We start from the raw sequence: 12,386 nt of genomic DNA, 5'->3' as shown, positions 1-12,386 counted from the left end.
GACCGCCATCATCCCGCACCTCCCAGGGCCCCCCGCAGCGACTCCGCCGTCTCCCGCAGCTGTCCGAGGAAGGCCGTCGCCGCCACGGTCGGGGCCGGCGGGGTCGCGGCGCAGATCCGGCGGTAGGGGACGTCGTCAGGGTGGATCGTGACGAGCGTGACGTCCCGCCGCACGGCCGCCGCCGCGAGCGCCGGTACGAGGGTGATGCCCAGACCCGCCGCGACCGCGCCGAGCTTGGCGATCCAGTCGTGCGCCATCAGCCCGGTGCGCGGCCGGAACCCGGCGGCGACGGCCGGCCGGAAGAGGGTGTCCTCCAGCCGCTCGGCCCCGACGATCCACTCCTCGTCGGCGAGCTCCGCAAGCCGCACCGCCCGCCGCCCCGCGTGGGGATGGCCGCGCTCCAGGGCCACCAGCATCGGCTCGTCGAGGAGGTGATGGAGCGTCACGCCCTCCGGCGGGGGAGCGGCGAGCGCCGGGCTGACCACCGCGAGGTCCTGCTCACCGGCGGCGAGCTGCGCCAGGTGCTTCACCGACGGGCCCTCGACACGCGTGACGGCGACGCCCGGATGGCGGTCGCGGAACGCGGCCTGGGTGCGGGGGACGAGCGCCGCGTTGGCGCTGGAGAACGAGCCGAGCCGGAGCAGACCGCCCTCCAGGGTGCGCAGCGCCGCCAGTTCGGCGCGGGCCGCCGACAGCCGGTCCCGTACCGCCTCCGCGTGCGGCAGCAGCACCCGGCCGGCCTCGGTCAGGCGCACCCCGCGCGGCAGCCGCTCGAAGAGCACCGCACCCGTCTCGTCCTCCAGGGACTGGACCTGGCGCGAGACGGCCGACTGGGTGTAGCCGAGGACGCGGGCGGCGGAGGTGAAGGAGCCCTCGCGGGCGACGGCGAGGAAGACCTCGTACAGCACATGACCATTCACATGCCCATTCTGCATGGCGCCCATGCCGGACATTCGCTTGTCGCATGCCAGGCGTCCCCCTAGCGTCGAACGCATGGACACCAGCCACCAGAAGATCGCCTTCCTCGGCCTCGGCACCATGGGCCTGCCCATGGCCCGCCGCCTGCTCGACGCCGGACACCCGCTGACCGTCTGGAACCGCACGGCCGCCAAGGCCGACACCCTCGTCGCCGCCGGAGCCGTCCGCGCCGCGAGCCCCGCCGAGGCCGTCCGCGACGCCGACGTCGTCCTCACGATGCTGGCCGACCCGGCCGCCGCCCTCGCCGTCGCCGACGAGCTGATCCCGGCGCTGCGCCCCGGCACCCACTGGATCGACACCTCGACCGTCGGCCCGGACACCGTCCGCGCGCTGGCCGCCCGCCTCCCCGAGGGGGTCACCCTGATCGACGCCCCCGTCATGGGCAGCGTGGACCGGGCGGCCGCCGGGGAGCTGATCATCCTCGCGGGCGGCGACACCGCCCCCGTCGCCGCCGTCCTCGACCGGCTCGGCGAGACCACCGCGTGCGGCGGCCCCGGCACGGGCGCCGCCCTGAAGCTGGTCCTCATCAACACCGTGATCGGCGGCGTCGCCCTGATCGGCGAGGCCCTCGCGCTCGCGGGCTCCCTCGGCCTGCCCCGGGAGCTCGCGCTGCGCACCCTCGCCACGGGCCCGCTCGCGGGCGCGGTCGGCCGGGCCACCGCCACCGGCGTGCACTTCCCGGTCGCCCTCGCCGCGAAGGACGTCGCCCTGGCCACGGCGGTGGCGAAGCTGCCCGTACTGGAGGCCGTCCACGCGGCCCTGACCGAGGATCCGTCCCTGCGGGACCGGGACCTGGCGGCCGTAATCCGCTAGCGGGCGACCGGTGTCGAGCCCCTACACTCCGGTGCATGCGGGATCGCGCGGTCCCGCAGGGTGTGGGGCCGTGGCAGAGCACGGTCGATTGCGGAGCCGGGCGGCGGAGGTTCCCCACGCCCGGGGAGAGCGGCCGGTCGCCGGACCTGGCGGCCGGACCCCGCGGGTTCGAATCCCGTCGGCCCCGCACCCGAACTCAGTGCGACAGAACGCCTCTTACGGCCGCTTCTCGTCCCCGCGCAGCAGCCGCAGGAAGTCCCGGAAGGCGGCCGGCATGTCCACCGCCGACGGGTCCAGGAGCCACTGGTACTGGAGCCCGTCCACCACCGCCGTCAGGAGCGGCGCGACCTCTTCGGGGGTGAGCCCGCTCGGCAGCCGTTCGCCGAACTCCAGGCGGAGCACGTCCGCCATGCTCGACCGCACCTGCCCGTACCGCTCGGTGAAGAACTCCCGCGCCGGGTGCCCGTCCGTGACGCTCTCCCCGAGCAGGGCGGAGAAGGTCTGCACGATCCCCGGCCGCATCGCGTTGTACTCGACGAGGGACTCCATGAGGTCGAGCCGCCAGTTCTCGCGGTCCCGGCCGCCGCTCGTGTCCCAGCGGTCGCGCTCCTCCAGGACGGCGATGAGCAGCGTCTCCTTCGTCGGGAAGTAGTGCAGCAGCCCCTGCTGGGTCAGCCCGACGCGCTCGGCGACGGAGCCGAGGGTGGCGCCCCGGTAGCCGCGCTCGGCGATCACTTCGAGGGCGGCGCGCAGGATCTCCGCGCGCCGCTCCTCGCTCCTGGCCCGCACCATCGCCGCGGCCCCCTCTCGGACGTCCTCCCGAGACCGTACCGTTCCAGTGAAAATAACAGAACAGTAACTTCACCTACCGATCTACAGGTAGGTGGGTGCACGATGGGGCCATCGGTACGTCAATGAGGAGGTACGGCCATGGCGGAGACGACCACGGGCACCAGCGCGGAGACCACCAGGGAAGCGGCCGTCGAGGCGGCTCTCGGCAAGCTCGACCTGGACACCAAGGCCCGGCTGCTCGCCGGCCAGGACATGTGGTCCCTGCCCGCGCTGCCGGAGATCGGTCTGGACTCGCTGGTCATGTCCGACGGCCCCATCGGCGTCCGCGGCGTCCGCTGGACCGCCGACGACCCGTCCGTCGCCCTGCCGTCCCCGACCGCGCTCGCCGCCGCCTGGGACCCCGCGCTCGCCCGCCGCGCCGGCCGCCTCCTCGCCCAGGAGGCCCGCCGCAAGGGCGTCCACGTCCTCCTCGCCCCCACCGTCAACCTGCACCGCTCGCCGCTCGGCGGCCGCCACTTCGAGGCGTACAGCGAGGACCCGTACCTCACCGGCGAGATCGGCACCGGCTACGTCCAGGGCGTCCAGGACGGCGGCGTCGGCACCACGGTCAAGCACTTCGTCGCCAACGACGCCGAGACCGACCGCTTCACCGTCGACAACAAGGTCGCCGCCCGCCCGCTCCGCGAGCTCTACCTCGCGCCCTTCGAGGCCATCGTCAAGAACGCCCACCCCTGGGGCATCATGACCGCCTACAACCAGGTCAACGGCGTGACGATGACCGAGCACCGCTACCTCGTCAACGAGGTCCTGCGCGGCGAGTGGGGCTTCGACGGCTACAACGTCTCCGACTGGATGGCCGCCCGCTCCACCACCGGCGACATCGAGGGCGGCCTCGACGTCGCCATGCCTGGCCCCTTCACCGTCTACGGCGACGCCCTGGCCGCCGCCGTCCGCGCCGGTGAGGTCGAGGAGTCCACCGTCGACACGGCCGTACGCAACGTCCTGCGGCTCGCCGCCCGCGTCGGCGCCCTCGAAGGCGCCCCGGCGGTCGTCACCGAGCCCCCGGCCGCGATCGACGGCGACGCCCTCGCCCGCGAAATCGCCCGCCGCGGCTTCGTCCTCGTCCGCAACGAGAACGCGGCCCTTCCCCTCAAGAGCGGCACCGTCGCCCTCACCGGCGCCGCCGCCCGCGACGCCCGCGTCCTCGGCGGCGGCTCCGCCCAGGTCTTCCCCGAGCACATCGTCTCCCCGCTCGCCGGCCTCACCGCCGCCCTGCCCGAAGGCGCCCTGACCTTCACCATCGGCGCCGACCCCAGCGAGGAACTCGCCCCCGCCGATCAGGGGTTCGTCCTCCGCGCCCGCTGCCGCGACGCCGAGGACCGGCTCCTCGGCGAGGGCACCCTGCCCAACGGCCAGGTCCAGTGGATCGGCGACCTCCCCGAGGGCGTCGACTACGCGGAGCTCGCCTCCGTCGAGGTCGTCGGCACCTTCACCCCGCGCGAGTCCGGCGAGCACGCCTTCGGCACCCGCGGCCTCGGCGCCTTCACCCTCTCCGTCGGCGGCGTCACCGTCTTCGACGGCGTTCAGGCGATGGGCTCCGAGAGCGACCCCTTCGAGGCCTTCTTCGGCTCCCCGGTCGAGCGGGCCAAGGTCGCCCTCACCGCCGGCGAGACCGTCGAGGTCTCCCTGCGCCAGACCCTGAACAAGGAGTTCTCGGGCCCGCTGCCGGCCGTCATGTTCTCCTTCGTCCACCTCGGTCCGCGCCGTGACCCCGACGAACTGATCGCCGAAGCCGTCGAGGCCGCCCGCGCCGCCGACACCGCCGTCGTGGTCGTCGCCACCACCGAGCGCGTCGAGTCCGAGGGCTTCGACCGCAAGGACCTCGCCCTCCCCGGCCGCCAGGACGAGCTCGTCCGGGCCGTCGCCGCCGTCAACCCGAACACCGTCGTCGTGGTCAACGCCGGCTCCCCGGTCGAGATGCCCTGGCGCGAGGACGTGGCCGCGATCCTGCTCAGCTGGTTCCCCGGCCAGGAGGGCGGCGACGCCCTCGCCGACGTCCTCACCGGCGCCGAGGAGCCCGGCGGCCGCCTCCCCACCACCTGGCCCGTGGCCCTCGCCGACGTCCCCGTCACCGAGGTCACCCCCACCGAGGGCGAACTCGTCTACACCGAGGGCGTCTTCATCGGCTACCGCGCCTGGGACAAGGCCGGCGCCGTCCCCGCGTACCCCTTCGGCCACGGCCTCGGCTACACGACCTGGTCGTACGACTCCGTGACCGCAGGACCCGACGCGGTCACCGTCCGGCTCACCAACACCGGCGACCGCACCGGCCGCGAGGTCGTCCAGATCTACCTGGCGCCCACGACGACCGTGCCGACGGGCGCGCAGAGCACGGCCGTCGAGCGCCCGGCGCGCTGGCTGGCCGGCTTCGCGAACGTCGAGGCCGCGCCCGGCGAGACCGTCGAGACCGAGATCGCGCTGCCCCGCCGCGCCTTCGAGATCTGGGACGAGGAGACGAACGGCTGGGCCTTTGTACCCGGCGCCTACGAGGTCGTGGCCGCGCACTCCCTCACCGACGCCCGCCTGACCGCCACCCTGGAGGTCTGATCGCCGGCCTGGAGGTCTGATCACCACCCCGGAGGTCTGATCGCCAACCCGGAGATCCGGCCTCCCGATCCCCATGACCGGGCCCCGGGGCGGAACCTGACAACCGCCCCGGGGCCCTCACCCCTCCGTGATCCGCCGGTACGCGAGCTCCGCGAGCCGCGCCTGCCCGTCCCGGCTCGGGTGGAACCAGTCCCAGGGGCTCAACTGCCCGCCGTCGAAACGGAAACCGAAGACCGCCCCGCCGTCGTACCGGCACAGCTCGTCCTCGGCGCAGACCTCCTCCAGGACCTCGTTGTACGCCACCACCCGCTCCCGCACCCGGTCCCGCCGCCGCTCCGCCGCCGGACCCAGGTCCTCCGCGTCCGCCAGCATCGAGCCGCAGATCCCCAGCTTCCACACCTCCAGGCCCGCCGGGCTGAGCCGCCCCGTCGACCACAGCCGCTTCAGGTCCGGCAGGCTCGACACGTACACCTGCGTCTTCGGCGCGTCCGCCCGCAGCCGGGCGAGCGCCGTCTCGAACGAGAAGCGGAAGTCGGCGACCGGGGTCATGAGCTCCGGAGTGGCCCGGCAGGCGTCGTTGGCGCCCATCATCACCGTCACCAGCTCGGGCTTCTCGGCGGCCGCCCCTGCCATCTGCTCCGGAAGCTCCGCCATCCGCGCACCCGTCCGCGCCAGGTTCCAGCTCCGGGCGGCCACCTTCTCCGGCCCGAGCAGCCGCAGCGCCAGGCTGTTGACGGCCCTGTCCGTCCCGGTCGCCCAGGACACCTCGGGGCAGTCCGCCAGGATCGCGCAGGCGTCGAAGGCGCGGGTGACGGAATCGCCGACCGCCGCGACGGAGCCGGGGGAGACGTCCCACAGCGAGGTCGGGCTGGGCTTCGGGGGAGGTGTCGGTGTGGGGGTGGGCTTCTGTGCCGGTCTCGCCGCCTTCCCGCTCGGAGCCGCCGTCCCGGGCGCCCCGGCGGTGCAGCCGGAGAGCGCTCCCACGCACAGCAGCGCCGCCGTCGCGGCGGCGGTGGTCGTACGGAAAGCGGTAAGGAATCGGCTTCGGCCGCGCATCCCCGGCCCCTCCTTCGGCGTCCTGGCGGGTGAAAGGTTCGTGTCCACCGGCCCCCGGACCGACCGTACGTCACACCGATGACGGTGCGGCACGGTAGCTTTTCCCCCGTCGAACCAGAGGCACCTTTGCCGACCGGCTCCGGTAAATTACATCACGTCACATGCTGTCCCCTTTTTGAGGGTTTGCCATGTTCTGCTCCTGATGATGTTTACTGAGGCCGCTGGGAAAGGCGAACCTCGTCCCACACTGGAGGTCCCGGTGACGACACGTGGAGTCCTGTACGTACACTCCGCACCGCGCGCGCTGTGCCCGCACGTCGAATGGGCGGTCGCGGGTGTCCTCGGTGTGAGGGTCCAGCTCGACTGGATCCGCCAGCCGGCGTCCCCCGGCACCTGGAGAGCCGAGTTCTCCTGGAAGGGCCAGACCGGCACCGCCTCCAGACTCGCCTCCGCGCTGCGCGGCTGGCAGATGCTCCGCTTCGAGGTGACCGCGGAACCCTGCCCCACCGCCGAGGGCGAGCGCTACAGCGCCACCCCCGACCTGGGCATCTTCCACGCCGTCACCGGCATGCACGGGGACATCCTGATCCCCGAGGACCGGCTCCGGGCCGCTCTGGCGCGCTCCCTCCAGGGCGAGACGCAGCTGGAGGCCGAGGTCGCCAAACTCCTCGGGAAGCCCTGGGACGACGAACTGGAACCCTTCCGGTACGCGGGCGAGGGCGCCCCGGTCCGCTGGCTCCACCAGGTCGTCTGACGGGGCTTCACCAGCGCGTTGTAGATTCCGCCCGGGCGTGCAGGGGGCACGCCGGGTGGGAGTGCAGTGATACCTGAACGAAGCGGCCCCTCCACGGGCGCCGCCACCCTGTCCGGGGCCGCGTTCGGCGCGGCGGCGGTGTTCCTCGGGGCCGGGACCGTCGGCGGCGCCTGGCCGACGGGCTGGGCGGCGCTGGTGTGCGCCCTGGTCCTCGCGGCGGTGGGGGTGACCGTCCGCGCGGTGCGGCCGAGCCGTACGGAGGCGACGGCACCGGCGGCCGAACCGCGGGACGCGGCGCCGACCGGCCCGAGCCTCGCCAAGACCGACAGCACCACCGGCACCGCCGCGGGCCCGGCCTCCGGGGCCGCATCCGGACCCGGGGGCCGGTCCTCGCTCGTCGCCGCCGCGGTCGTCTGGGCCCTCGCCCTCCTCGCCGGCGGCATCTGGGCGCTCGCGGCCGGGGACGACGACGACCGTGACGACACGGCCAAGAGCCCGGCGACCGCGACACCCACCGCCTCCCGGACCCCGGACGAGGCCGACGTGGTCTGGTCCGTCCCCGCCGTCGGCAAGAAGTACGACAACGGGGTCGGCGCCTGGCCGCTCGGCGCCACCCTCGCGCAGGGGCGCCTCGACGGGCTCTTCGCCTACGACTCCGCCGACGGCGCCGTCCGCTGGAGCGTGCCCGCGCCGACCCGCGAGGGCCTCTGCGCCATGTCCCCCGACGTCGAACAGGGCGTGGGCCTCGTCGCCCACGGCCGGCACGAGAAGCCCTGCGCGACCCTCCTCGCCGTCCGTACGGCCGACGGCAAGGTCCTGTGGAAGCGGAGCCTCGGCGGCAAGGGCCTGACCGAAGGAGCCCTCGCCGTGGGCGGCGGCACCGCCGTGACCGCGGAGGACCGCACCGTACGCGCCCGCTCCACCGAGACCGGCGAGCAGCGCTGGGAGCGGCCGCTCGGCAAGGGCTGCGAGATCCGGGCCCTGGACGCCACCGCCGACCGCACCCTCCTCGTCGAACAGTGCGGCAAGCCCGCCCGGCTCCTCGCCCTGGACACCCGTACCGGCGCCCAGCGGTGGGCCCGTGACCTGCCCGTCGAGTCGAAGGCGGCGGCGTCCGTGGTCTCCGTCTCCCCGGTCGTCATCGCCGTCGACGAGGCGGACGCCCGCGGCACCCAGGCCTTCCTCGGCTTCGACGACAAGGGCGCGCCGACCGTGACCGTGCCGCTCGCCGGGCCCGAGGGCGTGCTCTCCGCCGCCGGGGGTGCCGGTGACGGCCGTGCCACCAGGCCGCTCGTCGGGAACGGGCTCCTCGTCACGCTCGCCGAGCGCGAACTCGTGCCCGACCAGGTCGTCGCCTACTCCCTGAAGGACGGCCGCAAGGCATGGGAGTACCGCTCCGAGAGCCAGACCTCGGACGTGGCGGTGGAGCCGGACGGCCGCATCGCCGTCCTGCAGGGCCACGGGGCGGGCGAGATCGTCCTCCTCGACCCGGCCACGGGCAAGGTCGCGACGAAGCTGGAGGGCGGACAGGCCAAGGGGGGCGAAATCTCCATCCGCCCCGAACTGCTCCCCGTCACCGGCGGCCACGTCGTCGTCAACCACATCTTCATGGGCACGGAACCGGCGGCCTACGCCCTGCGCTGACCGCTTCCCCGCGCGGTTCCCACGCGAAAGCGGCTGACCGCTTCCCCGGGCGTCCCCACGCGAAAGGCCCGCCCCCGATTCGGGGGCGGGCCTTTCGCGTGTCACGCGTGACGTCAGACCGTGCGGAACGCCAGGACCACGTTGTGACCGCCGAAGCCGAAGCTGTTGTTGATCGCGGCGATCGTGCCCTGGGGGAGCGCGCGGGGCTCGCCGCGGACGATGTCCGCGTCGACCTCGGGGTCCAGGTCGTCGATGTTGATCGTCGGCGGGGCCAGGCGGTGGTGGAGCGCCAGGACCGTCGCGACGGTCTCGATGCCGCCCGCGCCGCCCAGGAGGTGGCCGGTCATCGACTTGGTCGCGGAGATCGCGACGTGGTCGAGGTCGTCGCCCAGGACCTTCCGCAGCGCCTTGATCTCGGCGACGTCACCCTGCGGCGTCGACGTGGCGTGCGCGTTGAGGTGGACGACCTCGGACGGCTTGAGGTCCGTCGCGTCGAGCAGGTTCTGCATCGCGGCGGCGATGCCCCGGCCGGTCGGCTCGGGCTGCGCGATGTGGTGGCTGTCGGCCGACAGGCCCTGGCCGAGGACCTCGCAGTAGATGCGCGCGCCGCGCGCCTTCGCGTGCTCCTCGGACTCCAGGATCACGACGCCCGCGCCCTCGCCGAGCACGAAGCCGTCACGGCCGGTGTCGTACGGACGCGAGGCCTTCGTCGGCTCGTCGTTGTTCTTGGACATCGCCATCATGTTGGCGAAGGCGGCGATCGGCAGCGGGTGGATCGCGGCCTCGGTACCGCCGGCCACGACCACGTCGGCCCGGCCGGTACGGATCATCTCGACGGCGTAGCCGATCGCCTCGGCACCCGACGCGCAGGCGGAGACCGGGGTGTGGACGCCCGCCCGGGCGTTCACCTCCAGACCCACGTTGGCGGAGGGGCTGTTCGGCATGAGCATGGGCACGGTGTGCGGGGAGACGCGGCGGACGCCCTTCTCCTTCAGCACGTCGTACTGGTCGAGCAGCGTGGTGACACCGCCGATGCCGGAGGCGATGACGGAGCCGAGCCGCTCGGGCACGATCTTCTCGTCCTCGCCGGCGGGGGCGGTGTAGCCCGCGTCGGCCCAGGCCTCGCGGGCCGCGATCAGCGCGAACTGCGCCGAGCGGTCCAGCTTGCGGGCGAGCGGGCGGGGCAGGACGTCGCCGGGGTCGACGGCGGCCGTCGCGGCGATCTGGACGGGCAGTTCGGCGAAGCGCTCGCCCTCCAGGGGCTTGACGCCGGAGCGCCCCGCGAGAAGACCTTCCCAGGTCGACGCGGAGTCGCCACCCAGCGGTGTGGTTGCGCCGATACCGGTGACGACCACGGTGCGATTGGTCGAGCTCACAGGAATTCGTTCTCCATGTGTGTGATGGTCGGAATACGGCGCCACCGCCGGGTGGCGGACCGAGTCAGCGAGGGCCGAATCAGGCCTGGTGCTTCAGGATGTAGGAGACGGCGTCGCCCACGGTCTTGAGGTTCTTGACGTCCTCGTCCGGGATCTTGACGTCGAAGCGCTCTTCGGCGGCGACGACGACCTCGACCATGGACAGGGAGTCGACGTCCAGGTCGTCGGTGAAGGACTTGTCCAGCTGGACGTCCTCGGTCGGGATGCCGGCGATCTCGTTGACGATGTCGGCGAGACCCTCGACGACCTGGTCCTGGGTGTGAGCCATAGTGGCGCTCCTTCTTGCGATTACTTCGGTAAAGGGGGGCTTCCGGAAGGATCCGGGTGCCTAGGGGAGGGTAACGACCGTCGCGGCGTAGACGAGACCCGCCCCGAAGCCGATGACGAGCGCGGTGTCGCCGCTCTTCGCCTTCCCGGTCGCCAGCAGCCGCTCCATGGCGAGCGGAATCGAGGCGGCCGAGGTGTTGCCGGTCGTCTCCACGTCACGGGCGACCGTCACGTGCTCCGGCAGCTTCAGAGTCTTCACCATCGAGTCGATGATCCGCATGTTCGCCTGGTGCGGGATGAAGACGTCCAGGTCGTCCGCCGTGATGCCGGCGGCGTCCAGGGCCTGCTGGGCGACCTTCGCCATCTCGAAGACGGCCCAGCGGAAGACCGCCTGACCCTCCTGCGTGATGGCGGGGAACTTGATCTCGCCGGCCTCGTTGAGGGGCAGCGCCGAGACGTCGCCGCCGTGGAACTCGTTCCACGGCACGGTCTGCTTGATCGTCTCGGACTTGTCGCCCTCGGAACCCCAGACGGTGGGGCCGATGTGCGGCTCGTCCGAGGGGCCGACGATCACGGCACCGGCGCCGTCGCCGAACAGGAAGGCCGTCGCGCGGTCCTCCAGGTCGGTCAGGTCGCTGAGCCGCTCGACGCCGATGACGAGCACGTACTCCGCCGAACCCTCGACGATCATGCCCTTGGCGAGGGTCAGGCCGTAGCCGAAGCCCGCGCAGCCGGCGGAGATGTCGAACGCGGCCGGGTTCCCGGCGCCGACCTTGTCGGCGATCTCGGTGGCGACGGCCGGGGTCTGCTTGAAGTGCGAGACCGTGGAGACGATCACCGCGCCGATCTGCTCCGGGGTGATCCCGGCGTCGGCGATGGCCTTGCCGGAGGCCTCCACCGACATGGCGGTGACGGTCTCCTCCGGGGAGGCCCAGTGGCGGGTGGAGATGCCGGAGCGCGAGCGGATCCACTCGTCGGACGAGTCGATCTTCTCGAGGATCACCTCGTTCGGCACGACCCGGGTGGGGCGGTAGCCGCCGACACCCAGGATTCGTGCGTACGGGGCGCCCTTGCTGGGCTTGATCTTCGACATGCTTCTCGACACTCCTTCTCAGACGGCCGCGTGCTCGGCGATGAGCGTACGGGCCGCGTCGAGGTCGTCGGGAGTCTTGAGGGCGACCGTGGCGACGCCCGGCATGGCGCGCTTCGCGATACCGGTGAGGGTGCCGCCGGGGCACACCTCGACGAGCGCGGTGGCGCCGAGTTCCTGGAAGGTCTCCATGCACAGGTCCCAGCGGACCGGGTTCGCGACCTGGCCGACCAGGCGCGCGAGGACCTCGGCGCCGGTGGCGACGGTCCGCCCGTCCTTGTTGGAGACGTACGTCACGGTCGGGTCCGCCGGGGACAGCTCGGCGGCCGCCTCCTCCAGCTTCGCGACCGCGGGAGCCATGTGGTGCGTGTGGAAGGCACCGGCGACCTTGAGCGCGACGACCCGGCGGACGCCCTCCGGCTTGTCCTCCGCCAGGGCGGCCAGCTGCTCCAGCGTGCCGGCGGCCACGATCTGGCCCGCGCCGTTCATGTTGGCCGGGGTCAGACCGAGCTTCTCCAGGTGCGGGACGGTCACCTCGGGGTCGCCGCCGAGGAGCGCGGACATGCCCGTCGCGGTGATCCCGGCGGCCTCGGCCATCGCGAGACCACGGGTGCGTACGAGACGCAGCGCGGCGGTGTCGTCGAGCACGCCGGCGAACGCGGCGGCGGTGAACTCGCCGACGCTGTGACCGGCGACGGCGCCGGGCAGGACGTCACCGAGGGCCGCGGCGGAGAGCAGACCGGCGGCGACGAGCAGCGGCTGTGCCACGGCGGTGTCGCGGATCTCGTCCGCGTCCGCCTTCGTGCCGTAATGGGCGAGGTCGAGCCCGATGGCGTCCGACCAGGCCGCGATGCGGTCGGCGGCGCCGGGGAGTTCGAGCCAGGGGGTCAGGAAGCCGGGCGTCTGGGCGCCTTGGCCGGGAGCGACGAGTACGAGCACCCTCACACTC

11 protein-coding genes are annotated in these 12,386 nt (G+C 73.1%); 4 read left to right on the top strand and 7 right to left on the bottom strand.

Features of this window, described 5'->3' with window-relative positions:
- Positions 1 to 8 precede the first annotated feature (8 nt).
- The gene (locus OG361_RS12705) at positions 9 to 920 is read right to left on the bottom strand and encodes a LysR family transcriptional regulator (RefSeq protein ID WP_405853426.1); all 912 of its coding nucleotides are present in this window, start codon (positions 918 to 920) and stop codon (positions 9 to 11) included.
- Between the two features lie 73 nt (positions 921 to 993).
- On the opposite strand from OG361_RS12705, the gene OG361_RS12700 reads away from it, so the two are divergent.
- On the top strand, positions 994 to 1,791 hold the full coding sequence (locus OG361_RS12700; RefSeq protein WP_405853425.1) for an NAD(P)-dependent oxidoreductase: 798 nt from the start codon (positions 994 to 996) through the stop codon (positions 1,789 to 1,791).
- 216 nt (positions 1,792 to 2,007) lie between these two features.
- On the opposite strand, the gene OG361_RS12695 is transcribed toward OG361_RS12700, so the two are convergent.
- Positions 2,008 to 2,583 carry a TetR/AcrR family transcriptional regulator gene (locus OG361_RS12695; protein ID WP_405853424.1) on the bottom strand — a complete coding sequence of 192 codons (576 nt, stop codon included), beginning with the start codon at positions 2,581 to 2,583 and terminating at the stop codon, positions 2,008 to 2,010.
- Positions 2,584 to 2,721: 138 nt separating this feature from the next.
- Between OG361_RS12695 and OG361_RS12690 the strand changes: the two genes are divergently transcribed.
- Complete coding sequence (locus OG361_RS12690) at positions 2,722 to 5,190, top strand: glycoside hydrolase family 3 protein (RefSeq protein WP_405853423.1); 2,469 nt, start codon at positions 2,722 to 2,724, stop codon at positions 5,188 to 5,190.
- Between the two features lie 117 nt (positions 5,191 to 5,307).
- Here OG361_RS12690 and OG361_RS12685 read toward each other — a convergent pair whose 3' ends face one another.
- The gene (locus OG361_RS12685) at positions 5,308 to 6,246 is read right to left on the bottom strand and encodes an SGNH/GDSL hydrolase family protein (RefSeq protein WP_405853422.1); all 939 of its coding nucleotides are present in this window, start codon (positions 6,244 to 6,246) and stop codon (positions 5,308 to 5,310) included.
- 259 nt (positions 6,247 to 6,505) lie between these two features.
- On the opposite strand from OG361_RS12685, the gene OG361_RS12680 reads away from it, so the two are divergent.
- Both OG361_RS12680 and OG361_RS12675 read left to right on the top strand, forming a co-directional pair.
- Entirely contained in the window at positions 6,506 to 7,000 is a 495-nt protein-coding gene (locus OG361_RS12680) for a DUF3145 domain-containing protein (RefSeq protein WP_384561553.1), read from the top strand.
- Positions 7,001 to 7,066: 66 nt separating this feature from the next.
- A complete protein-coding gene (locus OG361_RS12675; RefSeq protein ID WP_405853421.1) occupies positions 7,067 to 8,644 on the top strand; it encodes a PQQ-binding-like beta-propeller repeat protein in 1,578 nt (525 codons plus the stop codon).
- Positions 8,645 to 8,757: 113 nt separating this feature from the next.
- On the opposite strand, the gene fabF is transcribed toward OG361_RS12675, so the two are convergent.
- The 4 genes from fabF to OG361_RS12655 form a co-directional block, all read right to left on the bottom strand.
- Positions 8,758 to 10,020 carry a beta-ketoacyl-ACP synthase II gene (gene fabF / locus OG361_RS12670; RefSeq protein ID WP_405853420.1) on the bottom strand — a complete coding sequence of 421 codons (1,263 nt, stop codon included), beginning with the start codon at positions 10,018 to 10,020 and terminating at the stop codon, positions 8,758 to 8,760.
- 79 nt (positions 10,021 to 10,099) lie between these two features.
- On the bottom strand, positions 10,100 to 10,348 hold the full coding sequence (locus OG361_RS12665) for an acyl carrier protein (RefSeq protein ID WP_405853419.1): 249 nt from the start codon (positions 10,346 to 10,348) through the stop codon (positions 10,100 to 10,102).
- Positions 10,349 to 10,408: 60 nt separating this feature from the next.
- A complete protein-coding gene (locus OG361_RS12660; RefSeq protein ID WP_405853418.1) occupies positions 10,409 to 11,440 on the bottom strand; it encodes a ketoacyl-ACP synthase III in 1,032 nt (343 codons plus the stop codon).
- Positions 11,441 to 11,458: 18 nt separating this feature from the next.
- Positions 11,459 to 12,376: an ACP S-malonyltransferase gene (locus OG361_RS12655; protein WP_405853417.1), complete on the bottom strand. Its 918-nt coding sequence runs from the start codon at positions 12,374 to 12,376 to the stop codon at positions 11,459 to 11,461.
- Between the last annotated feature and the right edge of the window lie 10 nt (positions 12,377 to 12,386).

Source organism: Streptomyces sp. NBC_00090, assembly GCF_045160815.1.
Lineage (GTDB): Bacteria > Actinomycetota > Actinomycetes > Streptomycetales > Streptomycetaceae > Streptomyces.
The sequence above is the reverse complement of the archived record's forward strand: the minus strand, read 5'-3'. Positions and strand labels throughout refer to the sequence as shown.

Coding starts and splice junctions, on each gene's coding strand:
- OG361_RS12700 (WP_405853425.1), top strand. CDS start 994: ATGGACACCAGCCACCAGAAGATCGCCTTCCTCGGCCTCGGCACCATG.
- OG361_RS12690 (WP_405853423.1), top strand. CDS start 2,722: ATGGCGGAGACGACCACGGGCACCAGCGCGGAGACCACCAGGGAAGCG.
- OG361_RS12665 (WP_405853419.1), bottom strand. CDS start 10,348: ATGGCTCACACCCAGGACCAGGTCGTCGAGGGTCTCGCCGACATCGTC.
- OG361_RS12695 (WP_405853424.1), bottom strand. CDS start 2,583: ATGGTGCGGGCCAGGAGCGAGGAGCGGCGCGCGGAGATCCTGCGCGCC.
- OG361_RS12685 (WP_405853422.1), bottom strand. CDS start 6,246: ATGCGCGGCCGAAGCCGATTCCTTACCGCTTTCCGTACGACCACCGCC.
- OG361_RS12660 (WP_405853418.1), bottom strand. CDS start 11,440: ATGTCGAAGATCAAGCCCAGCAAGGGCGCCCCGTACGCACGAATCCTG.